The organism is Streptomyces flavalbus (genome assembly GCF_042674625.1).
Classification (GTDB): domain Bacteria; phylum Actinomycetota; class Actinomycetes; order Streptomycetales; family Streptomycetaceae; genus Streptomyces; species Streptomyces flavalbus.
The window spans coordinates 4,080,116-4,104,924 of the sequence record NZ_JBHTEB010000001.1; the positions used below are offsets into that span (position 1 = coordinate 4,080,116).

Consider the following 24,809-nt stretch of genomic DNA (forward strand, 5'->3'; position numbering starts at 1 on the left):
CCAGCAATGACCGACGAGAACACTCCCGTCACCTCCGAAGAGGGCGGCGTCATCGCGCAGCGCGTCGAGCCCGTCGGGCTCGAGACGGAGATGCAGCGCTCGTACCTCGACTACGCGATGTCCGTCATCGTCTCGCGCGCCCTGCCGGACGTCCGCGACGGCCTCAAGCCGGTGCACCGCCGCGTCCTGTACGCGATGTACGACGGCGGCTACCGCCCCGAGCGCGGCTTCTACAAGTGCGCCCGCGTCGTCGGCGACGTCATGGGCAACTACCACCCGCACGGCGACTCCTCGATCTACGACGCGCTGGTCCGCCTGGCGCAGCCGTGGTCGATGCGGATGCCGCTGGTGGACTCCAACGGCAACTTCGGCTCGCCGGGCAACGACCCGGCGGCGGCCATGCGGTACACCGAGTGCAAGATGGCGCCGCTGTCGATGGAGATGGTCCGCGACATCGACGAGGAGACCGTCGACTTCACGGACAACTACGACGGCCGCTCCCAGGAGCCGACCGTCCTGCCCTCCCGCTTCCCGAACCTGCTGATCAACGGCTCGGCGGGCATCGCGGTCGGCATGGCCACCAACATCCCGCCACACAACCTGCGCGAGGTCGCGGCGGGCGCCCAGTGGTACCTGGAGAACCCCGAGGCCACGCACGAGGAGCTGCTGGACGCGCTCATCGAGCGGATCAAGGGCCCGGACTTCCCGACCGGCGCGCTCGTCGTCGGACGCAAGGGCATCGAGGAGGCGTACCGCACCGGCCGCGGTTCGATCACCATGCGCGCGGTCGTCGAGGTCGAGGAGATCCAGAACCGCCAGTGCCTGGTCGTCACGGAGCTGCCGTACCAGGTCAACCCCGACAACCTCGCGCAGAAGATCGCCGACGGCGTGAAGGACGGCAAGCTCGGCGGCATCGCCGACGTCCGCGACGAGACGTCGTCCCGCACGGGTCAGCGCCTCGTCATCGTCCTGAAGAGGGACGCGGTCGCCAAAGTCGTACTGAACAACCTGTACAAGCACACCGACCTCCAGACCAACTTCGGCGCCAACATGCTGGCGCTGGTCGACGGCGTCCCGCGCACGCTCTCCCTGGACGCGTTCATCCGCCACTGGGTGACGCACCAGATCGAGGTCATCGTCCGCCGTACGCGCTTCCGGCTGCGCAAGGCCGAGGAGCGGGCGCACATCCTGCGCGGCCTGCTGAAGGCGCTGGACGCCATCGACGAGGTCATCGCGCTGATCCGGCGCAGCGACACCGTCGAGATCGCCCGTACGGGCCTGATGGGCCTGCTGGAGATCGACGAGATCCAGGCCAACGCCATCCTGGAGATGCAGTTGCGGCGGCTGGCCGCCCTGGAGCGCCAGAAGATCGTCCAGGAGCACGACGAACTCCAGGCGAAGATCCAGGAGTACAACGAGATCCTCGCCTCCCCGGTCCGCCAGCGCGGCATCGTCAGCGCGGAGCTGACCGCGCTCGTCGAGAAGTACGGCGACGACCGCAAGACCCAGCTGATCCCCTACGACGGTGACATGTCCATCGAGGACCTCATCGCCGAGGAGGACATCGTGGTCACCGTCACGCGCGGGGGCTACGTCAAGCGGACGAAGACCGACGACTACCGGGCGCAGAAGCGCGGCGGCAAGGGCGTCCGCGGTACGAAGCTGAAGGAAGACGACATCGTCGACCACTTCTTCGTCTCCACGACCCACCACTGGCTGCTGTTCTTCACCAACAAGGGCCGCGTCTACCGCGCCAAGGCGTACGAGCTGCCCGACGCCGGGCGGGACGCGCGCGGGCAGCACGTCGCCAACCTGCTGGCCTTCCAGCCGGACGAGGCGATCGCCGAGATCCTCGCCATCCGCGACTACGAGGCGGCGCCGTATCTGGTGCTCGCCACGAAGGCCGGTCTGGTCAAGAAGACGCCGCTGAAGGATTACGATTCGCCGCGCTCCGGCGGTGTGATCGCGATCAACCTGCGCGAGCGGGAGGACGGAACCGATGACGAACTGATCGGAGCCGAGCTCGTCTCGCCCGATGACGATCTGCTGCTGATCAGCCGAAAGGCACAGTCGATCAGGTTCACCGCGACGGACGACACGCTGCGTCCCATGGGCCGTGCGACCTCGGGCGTCAAGGGCATGAGTTTCCGCGAGGGCGACGAGCTGCTCTCGATGAATGTTGTTCGACCCGGTACGTTCGTGTTCACTGCTACCGACGGTGGGTACGCGAAGCGGACCGCTGTCGACGAGTACCGCGTCCAAGGACGCGGCGGCCTCGGCATCAAGGCCGCCAAGATCGTGGAGGACCGCGGTTCGCTCGTCGGCGCGCTGGTGGTCGAGGAGACCGACGAGATCCTCGCCATCACGCTGGGCGGCGGTGTGATTCGTACGCGAGTCAACGAGGTCAGGGAGACGGGCCGTGACACCATGGGCGTCCAACTGATCAATCTGGGCAAGCGCGATGCCGTCGTCGGTATCGCACGCAACGCCGAGGCGGGACGCGAGGCGGAGGAGGTCGACGGTGACATCGCCGTCGACGACACCGCCGAGGCGCCCGCGACCACCGGCACGGACGAGGGCGAGGTGCCCCCGGCCGAGTAGCACGAGGAGTGAGTCAGCGTGAGCGGAGCCACGGGCGCCGGACCGACCGGGACGTCCACCGGTTCTACGGCCGGTACGGAGACGGGCGGCGGCGGCCGTGGCTCCGTCACGCGGGACACGAAGTCGGCATCATCCTCGTACGCACAACAGACGCATGGATCCCAGGGGGGAACTGTGACGGACACCCGAGGTCCGCAGACCCAGCAGTACGCCGCTGGCGCGGGCCCGGCCGCCCCCGGCGGCCAGACGCAGCCACCGGCCGCGTCCCAGCAGACGGCGTCGCCGCTCCCCGGTGAGCGGCAGCCGCAGCAGCCCGCCGGGCCCTACCACCCGCCGCAGGCGTACCCGTCGCAGGGCGGCGGCCAGGGCCCTTCCGGTACGGCGGGAGCGGCCGGGTCGGCGGGGGGCGCGGGGCCCGCCGGGGTGGCCGGTGGCGTACGCCGCCCGCGCACCGGCGCGCGCACGACACCGCGGGTGCGCAAGGCGCGGCTGCGGGTGGCCAAGGCCGACCCGTGGTCGGTGATGAAGGTCAGCTTCCTGCTCTCCATCGCCCTGGGCGTCTGCACCATCGTCGCGTCGGCCGTGCTGTGGATGGTCATGGACGCGATGGGCGTGTTCTCGACGGTCGGCGGCACGATCTCCGAGGCCACCGGCTCCAACGAGTCCAACGGCTTCGACCTGCAGGCCTTCCTGTCGCTGCCCAACGTCCTGATGTTCACGGCCATCATCGCGGTCATCGACGTCGTCCTGGCCACGGCCCTCGCCACCCTCGGGGCGTTCATCTACAACCTCTCCGCCGGTTTCGTCGGCGGCGTGGAACTGACGCTCGCCGAGGACGAGTGAGCGCCAGCGACTATCGATTTTGGGACTGCCCCGGTCGTGCGCTAATCTTCAGGAGTCAGCGCGCGGGACATACACCGCAGAGCGCGGCGGGGCTATAGCTCAGTTGGTTAGAGCGCATCCCTGATAAGGATGAGGCCACAGGTTCAAATCCTGTTAGCCCCACCAGCGAAGACCCTCAACCGGGAATGGTTGGGGGTCTTTTTCTTTGTGCGTTATGGCGTGGGTGGGGCTGGTGTGGTGAGGGCTGGTGGGGCTGGGCTGGGCTGGGCTTGGGGGCGCTGCTGGGGGCGTGCCTGGATGGCTGGGTGGAAGCCGTTCCGTGGTGGGCGGGCCCTGCCGGCATGGCGAAGGCCCGGTCCTCAGGCGGGTTGGGCTGAGGCCGGGCCTTCGCTGTGGTGCGGGGGTGTCATGCCGTAGGGCAGAGCTGTACGCAAGATCGCCGTGACGACGGTGACGGTTGGGACTAGAGGGAAAGCGGTGCGGTGGGGTCAGCGCTGGCGGGGGAGCTTCGCTGGCTCGGGGTCCTCGGCGGCGGGCTCGTCGTCGCAGGGGTGGCCGGACTCCGCGGACTCCGCGTCCCTGTCGGGGTGGGGGAGGTGGCGGCAGCTCGGGGTCTTGCCGTGGGCCTCCGCGCGGATGCGCTGCTTCATCGTGGGGGGCAGTGCTCTGGTGTAGGACCAGACCCAGCCGGGCGCCGCCGCCGGTGTCGTCGTCGGGGGCGTGTGGTCCGCGGTGCTGTTGCGCGTCGGCTCGCTCTGCGGTAGCGCCGCGGCGGCGGTCGTGGTGATGAGTCCGAGCGCGGTGAACAGCGTGATGAAGGCGGTGACGAGGACGTTCCACAGCTTCATGACCTTGGTGCGGGCCATGGCCCCTCACTTTCGGGTTGGGCGATTTGCGTACTTTCCTCATGATGTGTATGTGGGTCCCGAAGTGGGGGACCGACGCCCGTGGCGCGGCGATGTTCAGATGAACACCACCCGGATGGCCGCACGGCCCCCGAAAATCGCGCAGATCCGCACGGATGTGCCCGACGAGGGGCCCGAGTTGAGGTCCCGGCGCAGGTCACCGGCCGATATCGGTCGGTGTGTATAGTCGGGCGCCAGAGGTCCCCTACGTCAAGGAAAGACGAGGTCGCGCGGTGAAGAAGCTTCTCCTGGTCGCACTGGCCGCCATCGGCGGGCTCCTCGTGTACCGCCAGATCCAGGCGGATCGCGCCGAGCAGGATCTGTGGACGGAGGCGACTGACTCCGTGCCCACGGGTTCGTGAGCACCGACATCCAGTTCTGAACAGACAGACCCCGGCCGTCATCACGGTCGGGGTTTTGCGTGTGCGGCAGGATGGGCCACGGTCGGAACGGGCGCGGTGACGACGAGGGGTGGCGCGTGATGGGTCGGCGTACGGAGCGGTGGCGCGCGGGGGCGGGGCGTTCGTGTCGATCCGCACGCGCGCGTGGGGGCCTCGTAGCGGCGGTGGTGCTCTGTGCTGCCGCCGTGGGAGCGCCGGGTGCTGCCGCAGGGGCGCCGAGTACCGCAGCAGGGGTGCCGGGGCAGGTGCTCTCCGCCGTTCCCAGCGCGCCGTACGGTTCTCCGTACGGCTCTCCCTACGGGTCCCTGCCCGGGTACGCCTTCGCGCCGGACGCCCTCGCCGTTCCGGCGGCCACCGGCACCTCGGACGCCGCGCTCCTCGTGCCCGGCAAGACCTTCAAGAGCACCCTCAGCAGCGGCGCGAAGGCGTACTTCCGCCTCGAACTCGGCGCCACCGAGAACGCGTACGTCTCCACCACCGCCGTACCCCGCGCGGGAGCCACCCTGTCGCCCGTCGACCGGCTCAAGGTCTCCCTCCAGGACGCGGACGGCGACTCCTGCTCCCTCTCCGCCGACAGCGCGACCTTCGGCGCCGCACGCAGCCCACGCCCGGTCGCCGTCTGGGGGATGCGCGAGGTGTCACCCGGCTCGACCCGGTGCCAGGGCGAGGGGACGTACTACGTCGTCGTCGAGCGGGCGGCCACGGCCGACTCGGCGTCGGACGTCTGGGACCTGGAACTGGCGCCCGTCACGGAGCCCGGCCTGACCTCCGCCGAGGACACCGAGGCGCCGGACGACTGGGACTCCGCCTCCCCGCAGCCACCGACCCGACAGGCGGGGCGCCGAGCGGGCGGCGCGGGGTTCGCGTCGGCCGCTGAGATCGGCCACGGCGCCTGGTCCTCCGCGATCGCGCCCGGACAGACGCTCTTCTACAAGGTGCCCCTCGGCTGGGGCCAGCAGCTCTCCGCCACCGCCGAACTCGCCAGCGCGACCCCGCTCGACGGCTCCGGGTTCTCGGTCAGCGCGCTGACCCTCGACCTCTACAACCCCGCACGTGGACCGGTCGCGGACGAGGCCGTCAGCTACTCCGGGAAACAGCAGGCCGCCGCACTCGACCCGCTGCCGCCCGTCGACCACGCCAACCGGCACGCCACCGCGGACACCGTGAGCGCGATGCGGTTCGCCGGTTCCTACTACCTCGTCGTGCACCTAGCAGCCCGGGTGGCGGACGACTTCGGCGACGGGCCGTTCGGGCTGACGCTGCGGGTGGGGGTCGAAGGGGCCGCGGCGGAGGGGCCCGCGTATGCCGGGGATCCGGTGCCGGAGGGGTTGTTCGACGCGGATGCGGCGGGAACAGGCCCAGGCCCTGTGAGCGGCGGCGGTGGTGAGGACGGCGCCGGGGGCGACCCCGTGATGACCGCGCTCGCCGTGGGCGGCATCGGTGGCGGGACGGTGCTGCTCGTCGGGCTCGGGGTGTGGTCGGTGGTGGCGCGGCGGCGGGGCGTCTCGGCGTAGCGGCGCGTTCCTGCGGCGCGCGCCCTCTCAGATCCGGGCCAGGGCCCAGAAGCCGACGGCGTAGCAGGCCAGCGCCAGGAGCAGGACCGGGAACACCACCTTGGCGGGCGGGCCGGGGCGGGGTGCGGCACGTCGGCCGCGGCGGCCCGGGCGGGGGTGGGGCTGGGGTTGGTGCTGCGGTGGCGGCTGGGATGCGGGCTGCGACGAGGGGTGGGCCGGGGACCAGGAAATCGGTGGCGCTGGAGTGGGAACCTGCGGGTCCTGGGCGGTGTACGAAGCAGTAGAGGCATCAGCGCGATGCCGCACTGCTTGTGTCGTCGGATCGTGAGGGGAGGCCGTGGGATGGGGGGACGGGGACAGGACCGGGGACGGTTCGTACGGCGGTGGCGTGGGCGTCTGCGGGAACGGGGGAGCCGCGGGTGGCGGAGGCGGCGGGAGGTGGAAGCTGCCGGTGTCCGACATGCTCGACCGCTGCGGCTGCGGCTGCGGCTGCGGCTGCGAATGCGCCTGTGGCTGCTGTTGTCGCTGCGACTGGGGCTCGAGTTGGGGCTGTTGGTGCCGGGGCTGCGGATGGGGAGTGCGGGGGTCAGCGGGTACGGCTCCCGACCCAGCGTCGCCCCTCTTCGAACGGGCGGGAGGGGCGGGAGGGGCGAGAGGCGCAGGAGGGTCCGAAGCACCGGACGCCGTACCCCCCGCCTCCTCCGACCGCCCCCTCAACCCGGGCGCCACCCCGGGCGACCGCTTCAGCGGGCCGTTGGGGCCGTATCCCGTGGGCAGTGGGCCGAGTTGGTCGAAGATCTCGATCAGCTCGTCGTCGGGGCCCGGCTCGGGGAGGAGTTCGGCGGCGGACGCGAGGGCCTTGCGCGCCCCCGTGGCGGTGCGGAAGCGGGCCAGCGGGTCCGGCTGGAGCAGCGTGGCCACGACCTGCCAGAGCGGCTCGGGAATGCCCTTGGGCGCGCCCGGTGTGCCGTGCTCCGCGAAGTACTGGATGAGCGCCTTGGCGTCAGGCTTCGCGCCCTCCAGCAGATACAGCGCGACCAGTCCGACGGCGAACAGGTCGGCGGGGAAGTCGGGTTCGGCGCCCATCATCTGCTCGGGCGCGAGATAACCGGGAGTGCCCACCACCAGGTTGGTCTCGGTCAGCCGGGGCTCACCCAGCCGCATCGCGATGCCGAAGTCGGACAGCCGCAGCCTCGGCCGGGCGGTGCCGGTGGCTTCGAGGAGCACGTTGGCGGGCTTGATGTCCCGGTGGACGACGTCCTCCGCGTGGACGGCGGCGAGCCCGGCCAGCAACTGGTCGAGCAGGGTGCAGACGAACGCGGGCGGCAGGGGGCCGTAGTCCCCGACGAGGTGGACCAGCGAACCGCCAGCCACCAGGTCCATGGTGAACAGGACCTTGTCGTCGTCGGCGGCCCAACTGGCGGGCGCGAGGACATGGGGGTGGTCGATCCTGAGAGCCTGCTCGCGGACGAAGCGCAGCAGCGAGTGGGCGTCGCTCTGCTGGAGGACCTTCGCGGCCACATAGCGGCGCCGACGGTGGTCCCAGGCGCGCCAGACGGCGCCGACGCCTCCGCGTCCGATCGGGTCGACCAGTTCGTACCGGCCGGCGAACACCTCACCCATCGCTGCGCGCTGCTCCTCCCCCTGGTTTCCCCCTGGTCCGGAGTCGGGCCCGGCGGCGGCCCGGCTGCCCTGCCCCCGCGGCGACCGGGCCGTGGGCTCAGCTCTGGTGCGCCTGGTAGTGCGCGACCGCGTCGGAGGTGCGGCCCGCGCCGTAGACCCGGAGGAACTCTGCCAGTTCCGGGTGGGTCGGGGCGAGGGTGTCCGCGGCCTCGATGATGTCGCCCGCGGCGGCGACCGAGCGCAGCAGGGACTGGATCTCACGGACCACACGCTTGACGGTGGGCGCCCCCGAACTGCTCGTCGTCTGCGTGGTGTTGTTGAGCACGGATCCCCCCTGGGACTTCTTGATCTCCTCCATGCGGTCGGTGGCCTCGGCGGCGCTGACGCTGCCGTCGGCGACCTGCGCGGCCAGTTCCTGCAGTAGCTGTACACGCTGCACGACCGCCGGGTTCCCGATCTTCGCGCGCTGACCGCTCATCAGCTGCGACAGCATCGGTGCGGACAGTCCCAGTACCCCCGCGAGACGAGCCTGGTTGAGGCCCAGGTCGTCTATGAGCTTACGGAAGAGCGCCCCCAGCGGCTCCCCGTACCAGTTCCGCTGCAGTTCCCGCGCTCTTGCGGTGGCTTCCTGCTGTGCGGCGTCCATTGCGTCTCCCCATCGCTTCCCCAAGACGTGCTTCGCTGCCGCGAACCACGCCGAGCATCTTACGGAGAGTGGTCGTTCGCGGGGACCCCTAATCTTTTTGCGAGATCCCGGGGAGGACCCGGTACTCTGGTCTGCGGCGTCCGACGGAACGTGGATCTTTCCGACGGGGCGTTTCCCACTCCGGGGCCTTAGCTCAGTTGGTAGAGCGCCGTCTTTGCATGGCGGATGTCAGGGGTTCGACTCCCCTAGGCTCCACTGGTTTCACGGTTACACACACGAATACCCCGCTGGCCTGCGGAAACAGGCAGCGGGGTATTTCGCTGTGCGCGGTGGGGCGGTGGCGTCAGCCGCGGTCCTCGTTGTTCGTGCTCCCCTTGGCCTCCTCGGCCTCCTTGGCCTGGACTTCCGGGTCGAGGTCGGACCGGCCGCTGCCGTCGACAGAGGTGAGACGGCCCGACTCGGGAACCTCGGTGGCGGCGGGCGGCTCGACCAGCCAGTCCGGGTTGGCCTGCTTGTCCCACCACTTCCAGGCGGCGAAGGCGCCGCCCGCCAGCGCGCCCAGGACCACCAGCGCCTTGGCGAGGCGCCCGGCCCTGGCCCGGCGCTCGTGCTTGCGGACCAGCTTCTCGATCTCGCGGGGGGTGACCTGACCGCGCAGCGCGGCCAGGGCGGCGGCGCTGCGCGAGGCCGCCTCCTCACGAACGGGCCCGGCCGCGGCCACGGCCTGTTCGATCCTCGGCCTGGAGTACACGGCGGCCTGCCGGGCCGCCTTGCGGGTGCGTGCGGCGGCCTCGTGCGCGGCCTGGTCGACCTTCGGCGGGACGTGGGAGCGGGCCTGCGTGCGGGCCTGGTCCAGCCGCGGGGCGAGATGGGCCTCGTACTGGAGCCGGGCCTGCTCGGTGGCCTGCGTCACCTTGGGCGCGAGCCGTACGCGTGCCTCCTGTGCGTAGTGTGCGGCCCTGTCCTTGGCCGTGTCGGCGTAGGGCGCCACCACTTCCGCGGCGTGCAGCACGCTGTCCTTGGCCGAGCCGGTCGCGGCGCGCACGCTGTCCATGCGGGTCACGGGATCCTCCTCCTCGGTGGCGTACGGTATTTCGACTTTCCACCCTTTTACGGATCATGCCTGCCGGGGGGCGACGAGGCATGTGTGGGCGGCCATCCGGGTCACCATCCCCTGCGATAGCAGATGAATACGGGGCAACGGGAGCTTGTCGTCGACAATGCCACGGATCGTCGTCACGCGCCCGTGTCCGGGGCCCAGTCGGCCGGTTTTCCGTGAGTGACGCGCCCGTACGGAGGGCGGTCCTGGGAGGCCGGGCGACTCGGGGCGCCGGGCGTGCGAGGATCGGGGGGTCACAGAGGACAACGGAAGGCAGATCGTGGCTGAGCAGCTTTACGCCACCCTGAAGACCAACCACGGCGACATCGACGTCCGGCTGTTCCCGGAGCACGCGCCGAAGACGGTCAAGAACTTCGTCGAGCTCGCCAAGGGCGAGCGGGAGTGGACCCACCCGGCCACCGGCCAGAAGTCCACGGACAAGCTCTACGACGGCACGGTCTTCCACCGGGTGATCAGCGGTTTCATGATCCAGGGCGGTGACCCGCTGGGCAACGGCACGGGCGGCCCCGGATACCAGTTCGAGGACGAGTTCCACCCGGACCTGCGCTTCGACAAGCCCTACCTGCTGGCGATGGCCAACGCCGGTCCGGGCACCAACGGCTCGCAGTTCTTCATCACCGTCGCCCCGACGGCGTGGCTGAACCGCAAGCACACCATCTTCGGAGAGGTCACCGACGCGGCCAGCCAGAAGGTGGTCGACACCATCGCGACCGCGCAGACCAACCCGCGCACCGACCGTCCGGTGAAGGAAGTCGTCATCGAGTCGGTCGTGGTCGAGAGCCGTCAGGTCTGAGCCGTCAGGTCTGGGCCGTCGGGTCCGAGCCGTCGGGTCCGAGCCCGGGGGTTCCGGGCCGCCGTAGGCGGAGTGACCGGCCGGGACCGAAGCGTCCCGCCGGGAACCAAATGCCCCGCTCATCCGTAAGGATGGGCGGGGCATGGTAGTGCGCAGGACGATTCTTAGGGGACCTCATGGAGCAGCCCGCAAGCGGTGCACCGGACGCTCAGAGCGTGCCCTCCTGCTACCGGCACCCGGGCCGCGAGACCGGCGTGCGGTGTACGCGCTGTGAGCGCCCGATCTGCCCCGAGTGCATGATCAGCGCCTCGGTGGGCTTCCAGTGCCCCGAGTGCGTTCGCGGCGGTTCCGGTTCCGGGCCCGCGCCGAGCGCGTCCCGGCCGCGCACCCTGGCCGGGGGCACGGTGGCCGCCGATCCCCGGCTGGTGACCAAGGTCCTGCTGCTGGTCAACCTGGTGGTGTTCTTCGTCGGGCGCTCCTCGGAGGCGCTGCTCGACCACATGGTCCTCGTCGGTGAGTGGCCGCCCTACGGGCCCACGCAGGGCGTCGCGGAGGGTGAGTGGTACCGGCTGCTCACCTCGGTCTTCGCCCATTACGAGATCTGGCACATCGCCTTCAACATGCTGAGCCTGTGGTGGCTCGGCGGCCCCCTGGAAGCGGCCCTCGGCCGGGCCCGCTATCTGGCGCTGTACCTGGTTTCGGGGCTGGCGGGCAGCGCCCTGGCCTATCTGCTGACCTCGCCGTACACCTCCACGCTCGGCGCTTCGGGTGCCATCTTCGGGCTGTTCGGCGCGACCGCCGTGCTGATGCGGCGGCTGCGGTACGACATGCGTCCGGTGATCGCCCTGCTGGCGATCAACATGATCTTCACCTTCAACCCGGCCTTCAACATCTCCTGGCAGGCCCACATCGGCGGTCTGGTCGCCGGGGTCGTCATCGGCTACGCCATGGTGCACGCCCCGCGGGAGCGGCGGGCGCTCGTGCAGTACGGCACCTGCGCGCTGGTGCTGGTGATAGTCGTGGGCATGACAATTCTGCGGACACTCCAACTGACCTGAAGGCCGTTCCGGGGCTGGTCCAGGCCCTTTGTCCACAGCCTGTGCCGGATCTTGTGCATAGTGTGCGGGGTTACGCCAGAACAACTGTGCCCCCTGTCGTCAACCCGTGTTTCCGCAGGTCAGCAGGGGTTCTCGGTGATCCGAACACGTGTTCAGGATTGGTGTGTCCGTCATACCGGCGTCAACCCTCGATGAGTTATCCACAGATCGTCGTCTTTTCCCCAGGTGAGATGTGGAAAGACCCCTGACCTGTGGATAACTCAGCGGATAGCCCTGGGCAGAGCTGCTACTTCCACTGGGTGGAGACGCCGAACCCCGCGGCGATGAAGCCGAAGCCGACCACGATGTTCCAGTTGCCCAGCGAGTCGATGGGCAGCGAACCGTCGGTCACATAGAAGACGACGATCCAGGCCAGGCCGATCAGGAACATGGCCAGCATGACGGGCGCGACCCAGGCCCGGTTGGTCAGCTTGATCGCTGTCGTCTGCTTCGCCGGGGGCGGCGTGTAGTCGGCCTTCTTGCGGATACGTGACTTCGGCACGAGGGTCTCTCCTGTCGATGCGCTGCGTGGCCGCGCAGGTAACTGGGTCGGGCTCGGGGCAGCGTACAAGGGGACACTGAGCGCTCCCCCGGGTGTCCGTTAGCGTAGTGCTTCCGTGGCGCCGAAGGAGATAAGGGTACGTTGAGCAATTCTGCCGACTTCCCCCAGGCCGGATCCAGCCCTGAGCGCAGAGGGCGTTTCCGGCCCGTGCGTGTGCTCACGGTGGGGGTCTTCGCCCTCGCCGGGCTCATCTTCTTCACCAGCTTCAACACGGCCAAGGGCACCAACATCCGGACGGACGCCTCCCTGCTGAAGCTCTCCGACCTGATCCAGGAGCGCAGCCACAACAACGGCAGACTGGAGGAGTCCAACGCGGCCCTGCGCGACGACGTCGAGTCGCTGGGCGAGCGCGACACCGGCATCACCAAGGCGGACGAGGACCGGCTCGCCGCGCTGGAGGAGAACGCCGGGACCGAGGAACTGCGCGGCGAGGCCATCACCGTCACCCTCAACGACGCCCCGCCCAACGCCACCGCGAAGCTCCCCGGCTACCCCGAGCCGGAGCCCGACTACCTGGTCATCCACCAGCAGGACCTCCAGGCCGTGGTGAACGCCCTGTGGGAGGGCGGCGCCAAGGGCATCAAGGTCATGGACCAGCGGCTGATCAGCACCAGCGCCGTCCGCTGCGTCGGCAACACCCTGATCCTCCAGGGCCGCGTCTACTCACCGCCGTACAAGATCACCGCGGTGGGCGACCCCGGGAAGCTGAAGGACGCGCTCGCGGAGTCCCCGGCGATCCAGAACTACATGGTGTACGTCAACGTCTACGGCCTCGGCTGGAAGGTGGACGACGACGGGGCGGTGACTCTGCCCGGCTACTCGGGCACCGTGGATCTGCAGTACGCGGAGCCCGTGGAGCCGTAGCGGAGAAGAGCGTGGGCCGGTGTCGGTGCGGTCATCGTCCTCTTCGTCGTCTACGCCGTGTACTGGACCGGCGTGCGGGCCGACACCGCGATGGACGACCAGATCGAGCTGCTTCTTGGTTTCACGTGGAACAAGCGAGACGGTGCCCACCGATGTCGCGGTGATCGACCCCGTGCCGAGGAAGTCGGGCGGCCACAGCCACCGGCTGATCGTCTGGGCCCATCTTGACTCCACCCAGCCCGTGGAGGCAGGGAAACCTCCGGCCCTGCGCCGTTAGTCTGGTGCCCGTACGGCGTGAGTGTGGTGCCGTGGTGCGACGGAAGGGACGGCATGTACGGCTGGATCTGGCGGCATCTGCCGGGAAACGCCTGGGTGAGGGCCCTCATCTCCCTCGTGCTGGTCCTGGCCGTGGTCTACGTCCTCTTCCAGTACGTCTTCCCGTGGGCCGAACCGCTGCTTCCCTTCAACGATGTGACGGTGGACAACCAGTGAGCACGCGCATCCTCGTCGTGGACAACTACGACAGCTTCGTCTTCAACCTGGTCCAGTACCTCTACCAGCTCGGCGCCGAGTGCGAGGTGCTGCGCAACGACGAGGTGTCGACGGCCCACGCGAACGACGGCTTCGACGGCGTGCTGCTCTCCCCCGGCCCCGGCGCCCCCGAGCAGGCCGGGGTCTGCGTCGAGATGGTCCGGCACTGCGCGGCGACCGGCGTGCCCGTCTTCGGCGTCTGCCTCGGGATGCAGTCCATGCAGGTGGCGTACGGCGGTGTGGTGGACCGGGCGCCCGAGCTGCTGCACGGCAAGACCTCGCTGGTCGAGCACGAGGGCAAGGGCGTCTTCAGCGGCCTGCCCTCGCCTTTCACGGCGACCCGCTATCACTCCCTGGCCGCCGAACCGCCCACCGTCCCGGCCGAGCTCGTGGTCACCGCCCGCACCCACGACGGCATCATCATGGGCCTCAGGCACCGGGAACTCCCCGTCGAGGGTGTGCAGTTCCACCCCGAGTCGGTGCTCACCGAGCACGGCCACCGGATGCTGGCCAACTGGCTCACCGAGTGCGGTGACCAGGGCGCCGTCGCCCGATCGGCGGGGCTCGCCCCGGTGGTGGGCAGGGCCACGGCGTGACCACACTGCGCCCCGAGCGCGAGACCGATCTCCCGTACGGGCAGCAACAGCCGTACGGGGAGTCGGCCACGTTCGAGGAGCAGCCCCCGGCGCCGTACGAGACCCCCGCGTCCGAGCCGTACGAGACCCCCGCGTCCGAGCCTTACGTGCCTCCCGCCGACGACGAGACCGTCGCCCTGCGGATAGCCGACCTCCCCAAGGGCCCCATATCCGCCTCTGGCGCCTCACCAGCCGCACCGGCACCCGGAGTTACCTCCGGCGGTCGAGCGGCCCGCAGAAAGGCCGCCAAGCGCCGCCACCGGCGTCACGCGGCGGGTGCCCAGCCCACCACGCCCACGACCCAGCCGGAGGAGTCGGGCGCGTCGGGCGCCCCCCTCTCCCGGGTCGAGGCCCGCAGGCTGGCCCGCGCCCGCAAGCCCGGCCCGGCCGTGATCGCCAGCCGCGCCATCGGTGAGGTGTTCATCACCACCGGCGTGCTGATGCTGCTGTTCGTCACCTACCAACTGTGGTGGACGAACGTCCGCGCGCACGCGCAGGCCGGGAAGGAGGCCAGCGACCTCCAGGACCAGTGGGAGAGCGGCGAACGCGAGCCCGGCACCTTCGAACCGGGGCAGGGCTTCGCCATCCTGCGCATCCCCAAGCTGGACGTGGTGGTGCCGATCGCGGAGGGCGTCAGCAACAAGAAGGTCCTCGACCGCGGCATGGTCGGCCACTACGGCGAGGCCCCCCTGAAGACCGCGATGCCCGGCGACAAGACCGGCAACTTCGGGCTCGCGGGCCACCGCAACACCCACGGCGAGCCCTTCCGCTACATCAACAGGCTGGAGCCGGGCGACCCCATCGTCGTCGAGACGCAGGACACGTACTACGTCTACAAGACGGCGTCGACGCTGCCGGTGACCCCGCCCAGCAACACCAGCGTCCTCGATCCCGTCCCCAAAGACGGCGGCTTCACCGAGCCGGGCCGCTACATCACCCTCACCACCTGCACGCCGGAGTTCACCAGCAAGTACCGCTTGATCGTCTGGGGCAAGATGGTCGAGGAACGCCCGCGCAGCAAGGGAAAGCCGGATGCGCTCGTCGAGTAGAGGCAGATGACAACCGTGGCAGCGACCACCGACGACACCGAAGAGCAGACCGCGGCCCCCGCGCCCGCGCCCCGGCGCCGCCCCGGCCGGATCGCCCTGGCGGTCAGCGTGCTCGGCGAACTCCTCATCACCGCGGGCCTGGTGCTCGGCCTGTTCGTCGTCTACTCCCTGTGGTGGACGAACGTCCTCGCCGACCGCAAGGCCGAGCAGGAGGGCGACAAGGTCCGCGACAACTGGGCGTCGTCCGAGGGCTCCGGCGCCAAGGGCCCGGTCGGCCTCGACACCAAGGACGGCATCGGCTTCCTGCACGTGCCCGACATGAACGGCGACGAGATCCTCGTCAAGAAGGGCACCTCGAACAAGATCCTCAACGACGGCGTCGCCGGGTACTACACCGACCCGGTCAAGGCGACCCTGCCCACCTCGGACAAGAACGGCAACTTCTCCCTGGCCGCCCACCGCGACGGCCACGGGGCGCAGTTCCACAACATCCACAAGCTGGGCGAGGGCGACCCGATCGTCTTCGAGACGAAGGACAAGTGGTACGTCTACAAGGTGTACGCCACCCTGGCCGAGACCTCGAAGTACAACGTCCGGGTCCTGGACGCCGTACCGAAGGAGTCCGGGAAGAAGAAGGCGGGCAAGTACATCACGCTGACCACCTGCACGCCCGTCTACACCTCCCGCTACCGGTACGTCGTCTGGGGGGAGCTGGTCCGCGTGGACGACGTGGACGACCAGCGGACCCCGCCCAAGGAACTGCGGTAACCACGACCGAGCCCCGGCCCCCCGTCGTGCGGGGTGCCGGGGCTCAGTGCCGTGCGGGGGCGGTGGCTCAGCCGTCGCCGCCGCCGAGGAAGCCGCCGTTGTTGCCGCCGTTGTTCTGACCGAAGCTGATCGTGGTCAGGGTGATCACCGTGGCCGCGGGGTCGTCGACCTCACCGTTCTTCGGGTCCTGGGCGGTGACGATCGCGGTGTCGCTCTGGTCGCTGTTCCCGGCGAACTGGATCTGGGTGAACCCGGAGGCCGCCAGCTCCTGCTTGGCCACCGCGACCGTCTTGCCGACGACGCTCGGGATCGGCGTCTTCTTGTTCTCCTTCTTGCCGATGTGCACGGTCACCGCGGAGCCCGGGTCGACCGAGGAGTTGGCCGTCGGGGTGGTGCGGATGACCTTGCCGTTGAGGTTGTCGTCCTCGGTCGGCTCGTCCGTGCACTGGCCGGTGAGGCCCTCCGCCTGGATCCGCTGGAGCGCCTGCTCGCAGGTCTGCCCGGTGACGTCGGGAAGCGTCACCTTCTCCTGCTCCTTGGCGACGGTGAGGGTGATCGTCGAACCCTTCTCGATCTCCTTGCCGGAGGTCGGGTTCTGCTCCAGGACGGTGTCCGGTTCCTCGGAGGAGACCCGCGACTCGGTCTTGACCTGGAACTCGTAGTCCTCGGCCTCGAGCTTCGCCTTCGCCTCGTCCAGGGAGAGCCCGATCACGCTGGGCACGGCCACCTTCGGCGCGCCCGTGGAGACCGTGACGTCGACCTCGGACTGCTTGTCGACCTTGGTCCCGGCGGCCGGGTTCTGGTCGCAGATGTTGCCCTTCTTCTGGTCCTCGCAGGGCTTCTCCGTGACGTTCAGCGTGAGGTCGCTGTTGGTCGCCTGTTTCTCGGCGTCCGCCTGCGTCAGCCCGACGAAGTTCGGCACCGGCACGGTGTTGTTGTCGGCGCCGTCCCCGCCGAACGCGAACCGGCCGATGAGGATCGCGCCGACCAGCACCAGCACCGCCGCGACGACCAGCAGGATCGTCGAGGTGTTGTTCTTCTTCTGACGGCGCCGGTCGGGGCGCTCGTCGTAGCCGTAGCCGCCGTCGTCCGGGTTCATCGGGGGCAGCATCGTGGTGGCGCCGCCCGGCTCCGCGCGCAGGGCCGTCGTCGGCTGGTCGTCCGGGTAGCCGCCGTAGCCGACCGCGCCCATCGCGGCGGTCGCGGCGACCGGCTGGCCGTCGAGGCACGCCTCGATGTCGGCGCGCATCTCGTCGGCCGACTGGTAGCGGTAGTTCGGGTCCTTGACCAGCGCCTTCAGCACGATCGCGTCCATCTCGGGCGTGATCTCGGGGTCGAAGACGCTCGGCGCCTGCGGTTCCTCGCGGACGTGCTGGTAGGCGACGGCCACCGGGGAGTCGCCGACGAACGGCGGGCGCACGGTCAGCAGCTCGTACAGCAGGCAGCCCGTGGAGTACAGGTCGGAACGGGCGTCGACCTGCTCGCCCTTGGCCTGCTCGGGCGACAGGTACTGGGCGGTGCCGATGACGGCCGCGGTCTGCGTCATCGTCATCCCGGAGTCGCCCATGGCGCGGGCGATGCCGAAGTCCATCACCTTGACCTGGCCGGTGCGCGTCAGCATGACGTTCGCCGGTTTGATGTCGCGGTGCACGATGCCGTTGCGGTGGGCGTACTCCAGGCCCTGGAGGATGCCGATCGTCATCTCCATCGACCGCTCCGGCAGCAGCTTGCGGCCGGAGTGCAGCAGCTCACGCAGGGTGGAGCCGTCGACGTACTCCATGACGATGTACGGGATCGAGACCCCGTCGATGTAGTCCTCGCCCGTGTCGTAGACCGCCACGATCGCGGGGTGGTTCAGCGAGGCGGCCGACTGGGCCTCCCGGCGGAACCGGGCCTGGAAGGACGGGTCGCGCGCGAGATCAGCGCGCAGCGTCTTCACCGCCACCGTGCGGCCGAGCCGGGAGTCATGCGCGAGGTAGACCTCCGCCATGCCACCACGGCCGAGCACATGGCCCAGCTCGTACCGGCCGCCGAGGCGACGCGGCTCTTCCATAGCTTCCTACCAGCCCTCTCCGTCGGATCCGACCGGCACGCGCCGTGCGGTCGGAGGCTGCCCGTCCGGGCCTACCGTACCCGGGTCTATTTGTGGGACTTGGCCAAGCCCGTCACTCGATACAGGACCGGTATCGCAACGTGGGTCGATGTGGAGGCGACGTGACGGGACTCTCACTGCTTGCTGTTGATGACCGCCTCCATCACGCTCTTCGCGATCGGCGCCGCGAGGCCGCCGCCGGAGATGTCGTCACGGTTGGCGTTGTCGTCCTCGACGACCACGGCGACGGCGACCGGCGAGCTGCCGTCGTCGGCCTTGGCGTACGAGATGAACCAGGCGTACGGCTTCTCGCTGTTGTCGACGCCGTGCTGGGCGGTACCGGTCTTGCCGCCGACGGTGACCCCGTCGATCTGGGCGTTGCGGCCGGTGCCCTCCTTGACGACGGTCTCCATCATCGACTGCAGGATCTGCGCGTTCTCCGAGGACAGCGGGCGGCTCAGCTCCTCCGGCTCGGTCTGCGCGATGGTGTCGACGTTGGACGCCTGGAGCTTGTCGACCATGTACGGCTTCATCAGCTTGCCGTCGTTGGCGACCGCGGAGGCCACCATCGCCATCTGCAGCGGCGTCGCGGCGGTGTTGAACTGGCCGATCGACGACAGCGCGGTCTGCGACTCGTTCATGTCGTCGGAGAACACGGACGCCGTCGAGCGGACCGGCGTGAACTGCTCGGAGGTGAACCCGAAGGACTTCGCCGTCTCCAGCATCTTGTCGTTGCCGAGGTCGGCGCCGACCTTGCCGAAGACGGTGTTGCAGGAGTACTGGAGCGCGACCCGCAGGGTGGCGTTCTTGCAGGGGATGTTGCCCTCGTTCTTCAGCTCCGTGGTGGTGCCCGGCATCACCCACGGCAGCGGGGTGTCCGTCTTGGCGTCGGCGTCCTCGTACAGCCCGTGCTCAAGCGCCGCCGCCGCGGTGACCACCTTGAACGTGGAGCCCGGCGGGTAGGTCTCGCGCAGCGCGCGGTTGAGCATGGGGTCGTCGGGGTTGTTCTTCTTCTGGAGCTTGTTCCAGGCCTTCGCGTCGTCGTCGGAGTACCCGGCGATCGTCGAGGGGTCGTACGAGGGGTAGGAGGCCAGCGCCAGGATCGCGCCGGTGGCCGGGTCGATCGCCGCCACCGCGCCCTTGCCGCGTTGCGCGAGACCCTCGTAGGCCGCCTTCTGCGCGGCGGCGTTGAGGGTGGTGACGACGTTGCCGCCCGCCTTCTTCTTGCCGGTCACCATGTCGAGGGTGTTGCGGAAGAAGAGCCGGTCGTCGTTGCCGGTGAGGATGGAGTCCTCGAGGTTCTCCAGCTGGTTGGTGCCGAACGCCTGCGAGGCGTAGCCCGTGACCGGCGCCCACATCGGGCCGTCCTTGTAGGTGCGGACGTACGCGAAGTCGCCGTCCTTGGCCCGCTTGGAGCCGGTGACCGCCTTGCCGCCGACGATGATGTCCCCGCGCGGGGTGGCGTACCGCTCGATGGCGACGCGGCGGTTGGCCGGGTCGGTGGCCAGCTCGTCGGAGCGGGCGTACTGGAGCCAGTTGTCGCGGAGCAGCAGGGTCAGCACGAGCAGCCCGCAGAAGACCGCGATCCGGCGCAGCGGCTTGTTCACGAGCGGACCACCTGCGTCATCTCGGCGTCGGGGTTGGGGGCGGACGGCGCCGGTCGGCGCGCGGTGTCGCTGATTCTCAGCAGGATGCCGATCAGCGCCCAGTTGGCGATCACGGAGGAACCGCCGTACGCGAGGAACGGCATGGTCATACCGGTGAGCGGGATGAGGCCCATCACGCCGCCCGCGACGACGAAGACCTGGAGGGCGAAGGCGCCGGACAGGCCGATGGCGAGCAGCTTGCCGAAGGGATCGCGGGCGGCGAGGGCGGTGCGGACGCCGCGCTCGGCGACCAGCGCGTAGAGCAGCAGCAGCGCCATGACACCGGCGAGGCCCAGTTCCTCGGCGAACGTGGCGAGGATGAAGTCGGAGTTGGCGGCGAACCGGATCAGGTCGGAGTGGCCCTGCCCCCAGCCGCTGCCGAGGGTGCCGCCGGAGCCGAACGCCCACAGGGCCTGCATGGCCTGCTCGGAGTGGCCGCCGACGCCCTGGCGGGAGAGCGTGTACTCGCGCATCGGGTCGAGCCAGGCGTCGACGCGCTGCTGGATGTGCGGTTCGAAGGTGGCGACGCCGACGGCGCCGACCGCGGACATCAGCAGACCGAAGACGATCCAGCTGGTCCGCTCGGTGGCGACGTACAGCATGATCACGAACATGCCGAAGAACAGCAGCGAGGTGCCGAGGTCGGTCTCGAAGACCAGGATGAGGATCGAGATGCCCCAGACCACGACGATCGGGCCGAGGTCGCGGCCGCGCGGCAGGTAGAGGCCCATGAAGCGGCGACTGGCCAGCGCGAGCGCGTCCCGCTTCACCATCAGGTATCCGGCGAAGAAGACCGCCAGCACGATCTTGGCGAACTCACCGGGCTGGATGGAGAAGGAGCCGACCTGGATCCAGATCTTGGCGCCGTAGATGTTCTTGCCGAGGCCCGGCACCAGCGGGAGCAGCAGCAGGACCAGCGCGGCGAGCATGGAGATGTAGGTGTAGCGCTGCAGGACGCGGTGGTCCTTGAGGAAGACCAGCACCACGATGAAGAGCGCGATGCCCATCGCCGTGTACATGAGCTGGCGGGGCGCGGCGGTGCCCGCCTGCCCGATGTCCTGGAGCAGCTCCGACTGGTCGAGCCGCCAGATGGCGACCAGGCCGAGCCCGTTGAGCAGCGTGGCCAGCGGCAGCAGCAGCGGGTCCGCGTACGGGGCGAACTTGCGGACCGCGAGATGGCCGATGGCGGCCAGCGCACCGAGGCCGAGGCCGTAGCTCAGCAGCCCGGCGGGCACCTCGTCGTTGATGGCCAGGCCCACGTTGGCGTACGCGAAGACCGGGATGACGACGGCGAACACGAGCAGCGCCAGCTCGGTGTTGCGCCTGCTGGGTGCGCCGATGGCGCCGATCGTGGACGTGTGGTGCGTCGACGTGTTCGTTGAACTGCTCATCGTGTGACGGGGCCTCTCACGGCTGCCTACTGCTTACCGCACAGCGAGACGACCTTCTGCTCTTCCTCCGACAGGCTCGGGCCGGGCTGGGGAGTGGGCGTGGTCGCGGACGGGGATGGACTCGTGGACGGGCTCGGTGACGCCTTGGACGGGAGGGACGCCGTGGTGGTTCCCGTGGTGCCGCCCGCCTCGCCCTCGCCGGTCGGCGCGCTGTTCTCGCTCTCGGCCTCGCGCCGCTTGGCCTCCTTCTCGCAGGCGGACGCCTGCACGGCCAGTTCGTCGATCTTGGCCTGGGCGTTCTTCAGGCTGCCCTCGGCCATGGTGTCCTTGACCAGCTTCTGCTGGTACGGCGGCAGGTACTTGAGTTCGATGTCGGGGTGGTCCTTCTCCACCTTCGACAGCGACACCCAGGCCAGGTCCTGGCTGATGCCCCGGTACAGGGCGACGTGGTCGTCGTTGACGCCGACGTAGTACTGCGTCTGCGTCCAGCGGTAGCCGCCGTACAGGCCGCCGCCGACGACGGCGAGCGCCAGGGCGCCGTAGAAGGACCGTTTGAGCCACTTGCGGCCCTGGTTGGGCTTGACGAAGTCGTCGTCGCCGTAGCCGCCGTAGCCGCCCGCCGGGACGTAGCCGGTGGTGTCGCCGGAGCCGGGCGGGCCGAACTCGCCGCCCCCGCCGTGCCCCTGGCGGCCGAGTCCGGAGGCGCGGCCCGCCGGGGTCTGCATGATGCTGCCGTTGTCGCTGAGCTGGTTCTGGTTCTCCGCGACCGCGCCGACCACCACCGGGGTGTCGGAGAGCTGCCCGGCGAGGGTGTCCCCGGTGTCCAGGTCGAGGACGTCGGCGACGATCACGGTGATGTTGTCGGGGCCGCCGCCGCGCAGCGCGAGCTGGATCAGGTCCTGCACGGTCTCCTGCGGGCCCTGGTAGCTGGCGAGGGTGTCCTCCAGGGTCTGGTGGGACACGACGCCGGAGAGGCCGTCGGAGCAGATCAGGTAGCGGTCACCGGCGCGGACCTCGCGGATCGACAGGTCGGGTTCGACGTGGTCGCCGCTGCCCAGCGCCCGCATCAGCAGCGACCGCTGCGGGTGCGTGGTCGCCTCCTCCTCGGTGATGCGGCCCTCGTCGACGAGGCGCTGCACCCAGGTGTGGTCCTGGGTGATCTGGGTGAGGACGCCGTCCCGCAGCAGGTAGGCGCGCGAGTCGCCGACGTGTACGAGGCCGAGGCGCTGGCCGGTCCACAGCAGGGCGGTGAGGGTGGTGCCCATGCCCTCCAGCGTCGGGTCCTCCTCGACCATCTGCCGGAGCTGGTCGTTGGCCCGCTGCACCGCCGTACCGAGGGAGGTCAGGACGTCGGAGCCGGGGATGTCGTCGTCGAGGGCGACGATGGTGGAGATGGCCTCGGAGGAGGCGACCTCACCGGCCGCCGCGCCGCCCATGCCGTCGGCGATGGCGAGCAGCCGCGGTCCGGCGTACCCGGAGTCCTCGTTGCCCTCGCGGATCATGCCCTTGTGCGAACCGGCGGCGAAGCGCAGTGACAGACTCATGCGCACCTCGCCCGTCGGCTCCGGATACAGCCGATCGTGTCGAGCCACACTGCCCACCCTCCGGTCGGGAGCGCGCCGGGGCCCCGGGTGTGGACCGCCGCTGCGTGCTCGCTCCGCTCGCGCTCATTCATGACGTAGCACTACTTCCGCAGCTCGATGACGGTCTTGCCGATGCGGATCGGGGCGCCCGGCGAGATCGGTGTGGGGGTCGTCAGCCGCGTCCGGTCGAGATAGGTGCCGTTGGTGGAGCCGAGGTCCTCGACGATCCACTGGCCGTCCCGGTCCGGGTAGATCCTGGCATGGCGGCTGGAGGCGTAGTCGTCGTCCAGCACGATCGTGCTGTCGTGGGCCCGGCCCAGCGTGATGGTCTGCCCCTGGAGGGCGACGGTGGTGCCCGTCAGGGTGCCCTCGGTCACCACCAGCTTGGTGGGGGCGCCGCGGCGTCCGCGACCGCCCGCGGGCTGCTGGCGCTGCTGCGGGGGCGCGGCCTGGCGCGCGGGCTGCTGCGCGCGCCCCGCGTCGCGCCGCGAGCCGCGCTGCGTGACGCGCGTACCGAACAGATCGCTGCGGATGACCTGCACGGCCACGATCACGAACAGCCACAGTACGGCCAGGAAACCCAGCCGCATGACCGTGAGGGTCAGCTCTGACATTGCCCCCGGATCACCCTTCGGCTTGCCTATAGATAACGGTGGTGCTGCCCACGACGATCCGCGAGCCGTCGCGGAGCGTAGCGCGGGTGGTGTGCTGCCCGTCCACCACGATGCCGTTGGTGGAGCCGAGATCCTGGATCGTCGAGGGCGTTCCGGTCCGGATCTCGCAGTGCCGTCGGCTCACGCCGGGGTCGTCGATCCGCACGTCCGCCTCGGTGCTGCGGCCCAGCACGAGCGTCGCGCGGGAGATCTGGTGGCGGGTGCCGTTGATCTCGATCCAGTGTCTGGTGCGGGCGCCCGGCGCGGCGCCGGGGCGGGCGGCGGCGGGCGGGTAGCCGTAGCCGCCGGGGGTCTGCGCGGGCGCGGGCGGCGGGTAGCCGTACCCACCGCCGGGGCGGGCGCCGGGCGGGGGCGCGGCGGGCATGGGGGGCGCTCCGGCGGGCTGCGGCGGGTAGCCGTAGCCACCGGGCCGCTGACCGGCCTGCGGCGGGGCGGCGGGACCGCCGGGGGCGGCCTGGCTGGTGGAGGAGGCGAGGGTGCGGCTGCGCACCCGGTACAGGCCGGTGTCGAGGTCGTCGGCCTTCTCCAGGTGCACCTTGATGGGGCCCATGAAGGTGTACCGCTGCTGCTTGGCGTAGTCGCGCACCATCCCGGCCAGCTCGTCGCCGAGCTGTCCGGAGTAGGGGCTGAGCCGCTCGTAGTCCGGGGTGCTCAGCTCCACGATGAAGTCGTTGGGGACGACGGTGCGGTCCCGGTTCCAGATGGTGGCGTTGTTGTCGCACTCGCGCTGGAGTGCTCCCGCGATCTCCACGGGCTGCACCTCGGACTTGAACACCTTGGCGAAGGTGCCGTTGACCAGACCTTCGAGACGCTGCTCGAACTTCTTCAGGACTCCCATGGGGCACCTCCTCCGTCGTTGCCGCCGTTGCCCTTGCCGCTCCGGGTGCCGCTACCGACTACCCGGTACTGCTTACTGATCGTATCCACGCGCCGGTGAATCGGCTGGTTCCCCCTGTCGGCCCGGTCGACGGGTGTCGACGCCTCCGAAGTTCCCTCCGGAAGCCCCCTTCGAACTCTTCTTTGGACGTCGTCCTGGCAAGGATCGTAGAGGCGGCTGAGGACCAGTGTCCCGCACCTGGCTGTGGACTCCGTACGGCTCCTGGGGAGACGACCGGTACCGGTACGAGGTTGATACGTGGCGGACAGGTTCGGAAGGATCGGAAGGAGTGGGGCGCGGCGTGGCGGGGCAGGGGTCGTGGGTTTGTGCGGTGCCGGGCGGGGGGAAAGGGATGTGAACCCACCCCGGACCGCGTGCTAATGTTCTGGGTGTCGGAAGGCGCCAGCCCCCAAGGGGCAAGGGCCCGAGGACACACCCAATGCGCGGGTGGCGGAATAGGCAGACGCGCTGGATTCAGGTTCCAGTGCCCGCAAGGGCGTGGGGGTTCAACTCCCCCCTCGCGCACCACCGGTAACGGGCGGCATCGTGACAACGGTGCCGCCCGTTTCGTATGTCCGGGTGCTTTCACTGTGA

General features: G+C 69.8%; 22 protein-coding genes, 3 tRNA genes and 1 pseudogene. 15 read left to right on the forward strand and 11 right to left on the reverse strand.

Annotation, left to right across the window (positions count from 1 at the left end):
- The first annotated feature begins 6 nt into the window (after positions 1 to 6).
- The 3 genes from gyrA (at position 7) to ACFQZ6_RS18365 (ending at position 3,609) form a co-directional block, all read left to right on the forward strand.
- Complete coding sequence (gene gyrA / locus ACFQZ6_RS18355; protein ID WP_381610406.1) at positions 7 to 2,601, forward strand: DNA gyrase subunit A; 2,595 nt, start codon at positions 7 to 9, stop codon at positions 2,599 to 2,601.
- Positions 2,602 to 2,619: 18 nt separating this feature from the next.
- Complete coding sequence (locus tag ACFQZ6_RS18360) at positions 2,620 to 3,444, forward strand: DUF3566 domain-containing protein (RefSeq protein ID WP_381610409.1); 825 nt, start codon at positions 2,620 to 2,622, stop codon at positions 3,442 to 3,444.
- A gap of 88 nt (positions 3,445 to 3,532) precedes the next feature.
- Positions 3,533 to 3,609 (forward strand) — tRNA-Ile (locus ACFQZ6_RS18365).
- Between the two features lie 323 nt (positions 3,610 to 3,932).
- Here ACFQZ6_RS18365 and ACFQZ6_RS18370 read toward each other — a convergent pair.
- The gene (locus ACFQZ6_RS18370; RefSeq protein ID WP_381610412.1) at positions 3,933 to 4,310 is read right to left on the reverse strand and encodes a DUF6344 domain-containing protein; all 378 of its coding nucleotides are present in this window, start codon (positions 4,308 to 4,310) and stop codon (positions 3,933 to 3,935) included.
- A 272-nt stretch (positions 4,311 to 4,582) separates the two neighbouring features.
- Here ACFQZ6_RS18370 and ACFQZ6_RS18375 point away from each other — a divergent pair, with 272 nt between their 5' ends.
- Both ACFQZ6_RS18375 and ACFQZ6_RS18380 read left to right on the forward strand, forming a co-directional pair.
- On the forward strand, positions 4,583 to 4,711 hold the full coding sequence (locus tag ACFQZ6_RS18375; protein ID WP_003999697.1) for a DLW-39 family protein: 129 nt from the start codon (positions 4,583 to 4,585) through the stop codon (positions 4,709 to 4,711).
- A 272-nt stretch (positions 4,712 to 4,983) separates the two neighbouring features.
- The gene (locus tag ACFQZ6_RS18380; protein WP_381610415.1) at positions 4,984 to 6,264 is read left to right on the forward strand and encodes a hypothetical protein; all 1,281 of its coding nucleotides are present in this window, start codon (positions 4,984 to 4,986) and stop codon (positions 6,262 to 6,264) included.
- 27 nt (positions 6,265 to 6,291) lie between these two features.
- On the opposite strand, the gene ACFQZ6_RS18385 is transcribed toward ACFQZ6_RS18380, so the two are convergent.
- Complete coding sequence (locus ACFQZ6_RS18385) at positions 6,292 to 7,887, reverse strand: serine/threonine-protein kinase (RefSeq protein ID WP_381610418.1); 1,596 nt, start codon at positions 7,885 to 7,887, stop codon at positions 6,292 to 6,294.
- Positions 7,888 to 7,984: 97 nt separating this feature from the next.
- Positions 7,985 to 8,533, reverse strand: coding sequence for a helix-turn-helix domain-containing protein (locus ACFQZ6_RS18390; RefSeq protein WP_360225096.1), 549 nt, complete (start codon positions 8,531 to 8,533; stop codon positions 7,985 to 7,987).
- A 182-nt stretch (positions 8,534 to 8,715) separates the two neighbouring features.
- Here ACFQZ6_RS18390 and ACFQZ6_RS18395 point away from each other — a divergent pair.
- A tRNA-Ala gene (locus tag ACFQZ6_RS18395) sits at positions 8,716 to 8,788 on the forward strand.
- 88 nt (positions 8,789 to 8,876) lie between these two features.
- On the opposite strand, the gene ACFQZ6_RS18400 is transcribed toward ACFQZ6_RS18395, so the two are convergent.
- The gene (locus ACFQZ6_RS18400; protein ID WP_381610422.1) at positions 8,877 to 9,596 is read right to left on the reverse strand and encodes a DUF5324 family protein; all 720 of its coding nucleotides are present in this window, start codon (positions 9,594 to 9,596) and stop codon (positions 8,877 to 8,879) included.
- Between the two features lie 316 nt (positions 9,597 to 9,912).
- Between ACFQZ6_RS18400 and ACFQZ6_RS18405 the strand changes: the two genes are divergently transcribed.
- Both ACFQZ6_RS18405 and ACFQZ6_RS18410 read left to right on the forward strand, forming a co-directional pair.
- Positions 9,913 to 10,446 (forward strand): peptidylprolyl isomerase, encoded by a 534-nt coding sequence (locus ACFQZ6_RS18405; RefSeq protein WP_381610425.1) that lies wholly within the window; start codon positions 9,913 to 9,915, stop codon positions 10,444 to 10,446.
- Positions 10,447 to 10,622: 176 nt separating this feature from the next.
- Positions 10,623 to 11,504, forward strand: coding sequence for a rhomboid family intramembrane serine protease (locus tag ACFQZ6_RS18410; RefSeq protein WP_381610428.1), 882 nt, complete (start codon positions 10,623 to 10,625; stop codon positions 11,502 to 11,504).
- Between the two features lie 286 nt (positions 11,505 to 11,790).
- Here ACFQZ6_RS18410 and crgA read toward each other — a convergent pair whose 3' ends face one another.
- Complete coding sequence (crgA, locus tag ACFQZ6_RS18415) at positions 11,791 to 12,045, reverse strand: cell division protein CrgA (RefSeq protein WP_221755573.1); 255 nt, start codon at positions 12,043 to 12,045, stop codon at positions 11,791 to 11,793.
- A gap of 141 nt (positions 12,046 to 12,186) precedes the next feature.
- On the opposite strand from crgA, the gene ACFQZ6_RS18420 reads away from it, so the two are divergent.
- The 6 genes and pseudogenes from ACFQZ6_RS18420 (at position 12,187) to ACFQZ6_RS18445 (ending at position 15,952) form a co-directional block, all read left to right on the forward strand.
- Positions 12,187 to 12,969, forward strand: coding sequence for a DUF881 domain-containing protein (locus ACFQZ6_RS18420; RefSeq protein ID WP_381610433.1), 783 nt, complete (start codon positions 12,187 to 12,189; stop codon positions 12,967 to 12,969).
- A gap of 112 nt (positions 12,970 to 13,081) precedes the next feature.
- Positions 13,082 to 13,246: pseudogene (locus ACFQZ6_RS18425) on the forward strand (class E sortase); the annotation flags it as partial.
- Positions 13,247 to 13,263: 17 nt separating this feature from the next.
- Complete coding sequence (locus tag ACFQZ6_RS18430; protein WP_210922235.1) at positions 13,264 to 13,461, forward strand: hypothetical protein; 198 nt, start codon at positions 13,264 to 13,266, stop codon at positions 13,459 to 13,461.
- The gene (locus ACFQZ6_RS18435) at positions 13,458 to 14,096 is read left to right on the forward strand and encodes an aminodeoxychorismate/anthranilate synthase component II (protein WP_381610436.1); all 639 of its coding nucleotides are present in this window, start codon (positions 13,458 to 13,460) and stop codon (positions 14,094 to 14,096) included. Before ACFQZ6_RS18430 ends, ACFQZ6_RS18435 begins: the two co-directional genes overlap by 4 nt.
- A complete protein-coding gene (locus ACFQZ6_RS18440; protein ID WP_381610439.1) occupies positions 14,093 to 15,184 on the forward strand; it encodes a class E sortase in 1,092 nt (363 codons plus the stop codon). Before ACFQZ6_RS18435 ends, ACFQZ6_RS18440 begins: the two co-directional genes overlap by 4 nt.
- A 15-nt stretch (positions 15,185 to 15,199) precedes the next feature.
- Positions 15,200 to 15,952: a class E sortase gene (locus ACFQZ6_RS18445; protein WP_381618424.1), complete on the forward strand. Its 753-nt coding sequence runs from the start codon at positions 15,200 to 15,202 to the stop codon at positions 15,950 to 15,952.
- Positions 15,953 to 16,019: 67 nt separating this feature from the next.
- Here the strand turns inward: ACFQZ6_RS18445 and pknB are convergent, their stop codons facing one another.
- The 6 genes from pknB to ACFQZ6_RS18475 all read right to left on the reverse strand — a co-directional run bounded on the left by pknB (position 16,020) and on the right by ACFQZ6_RS18475 (position 24,176).
- Positions 16,020 to 18,005: a Stk1 family PASTA domain-containing Ser/Thr kinase gene (pknB, locus tag ACFQZ6_RS18450; RefSeq protein ID WP_381610442.1), complete on the reverse strand. Its 1,986-nt coding sequence runs from the start codon at positions 18,003 to 18,005 to the stop codon at positions 16,020 to 16,022.
- A 173-nt stretch (positions 18,006 to 18,178) separates the two neighbouring features.
- The gene (locus tag ACFQZ6_RS18455; protein WP_381610445.1) at positions 18,179 to 19,651 is read right to left on the reverse strand and encodes a peptidoglycan D,D-transpeptidase FtsI family protein; all 1,473 of its coding nucleotides are present in this window, start codon (positions 19,649 to 19,651) and stop codon (positions 18,179 to 18,181) included.
- Positions 19,648 to 21,081, reverse strand: a complete 1,434-nt coding sequence (locus ACFQZ6_RS18460) for an FtsW/RodA/SpoVE family cell cycle protein (RefSeq protein ID WP_381610448.1) — start codon at positions 21,079 to 21,081, stop codon at positions 19,648 to 19,650. Before ACFQZ6_RS18460 ends, ACFQZ6_RS18455 begins: the two co-directional genes overlap by 4 nt.
- Before the next feature lie 26 nt (positions 21,082 to 21,107).
- A complete protein-coding gene (locus tag ACFQZ6_RS18465) occupies positions 21,108 to 22,625 on the reverse strand; it encodes a Stp1/IreP family PP2C-type Ser/Thr phosphatase (RefSeq protein ID WP_381610451.1) in 1,518 nt (505 codons plus the stop codon).
- A gap of 140 nt (positions 22,626 to 22,765) precedes the next feature.
- A complete protein-coding gene (locus tag ACFQZ6_RS18470; protein WP_210922154.1) occupies positions 22,766 to 23,278 on the reverse strand; it encodes an FHA domain-containing protein FhaB/FipA in 513 nt (170 codons plus the stop codon).
- 10 nt (positions 23,279 to 23,288) lie between these two features.
- Positions 23,289 to 24,176 carry an FhaA domain-containing protein gene (locus ACFQZ6_RS18475; RefSeq protein WP_381610454.1) on the reverse strand — a complete coding sequence of 296 codons (888 nt, stop codon included), beginning with the start codon at positions 24,174 to 24,176 and terminating at the stop codon, positions 23,289 to 23,291.
- 480 nt (positions 24,177 to 24,656) lie between these two features.
- Here ACFQZ6_RS18475 and ACFQZ6_RS18480 point away from each other — a divergent pair.
- A tRNA-Leu gene (locus tag ACFQZ6_RS18480) sits at positions 24,657 to 24,743 on the forward strand.
- Positions 24,744 to 24,809: the final 66 nt, after the last annotated feature.

Bases quoted from the DNA above. Each gene is read 5' to 3' on its own strand.
- ACFQZ6_RS18460 (WP_381610448.1), bottom strand. From the start codon at position 21,081: ATGAGCAGTTCAACGAACACGTCGACGCACCACACGTCCACGATCGGC.
- ACFQZ6_RS18385 (WP_381610418.1), bottom strand. From the start codon at position 7,887: ATGGGTGAGGTGTTCGCCGGCCGGTACGAACTGGTCGACCCGATCGGA.
- ACFQZ6_RS18475 (WP_381610454.1), bottom strand. From the start codon at position 24,176: ATGGGAGTCCTGAAGAAGTTCGAGCAGCGTCTCGAAGGTCTGGTCAAC.
- ACFQZ6_RS18370 (WP_381610412.1), bottom strand. From the start codon at position 4,310: ATGGCCCGCACCAAGGTCATGAAGCTGTGGAACGTCCTCGTCACCGCC.
- pknB (WP_381610442.1), bottom strand. From the start codon at position 18,005: ATGGAAGAGCCGCGTCGCCTCGGCGGCCGGTACGAGCTGGGCCATGTG.
- ACFQZ6_RS18390 (WP_360225096.1), bottom strand. From the start codon at position 8,533: ATGGACGCCGCACAGCAGGAAGCCACCGCAAGAGCGCGGGAACTGCAG.
- ACFQZ6_RS18410 (WP_381610428.1), top strand. From the start codon at position 10,623: ATGGAGCAGCCCGCAAGCGGTGCACCGGACGCTCAGAGCGTGCCCTCC.
- ACFQZ6_RS18465 (WP_381610451.1), bottom strand. From the start codon at position 22,625: ATGAGTCTGTCACTGCGCTTCGCCGCCGGTTCGCACAAGGGCATGATC.
- gyrA (WP_381610406.1), top strand. From the start codon at position 7: ATGACCGACGAGAACACTCCCGTCACCTCCGAAGAGGGCGGCGTCATC.
- ACFQZ6_RS18470 (WP_210922154.1), bottom strand. From the start codon at position 23,278: ATGTCAGAGCTGACCCTCACGGTCATGCGGCTGGGTTTCCTGGCCGTA.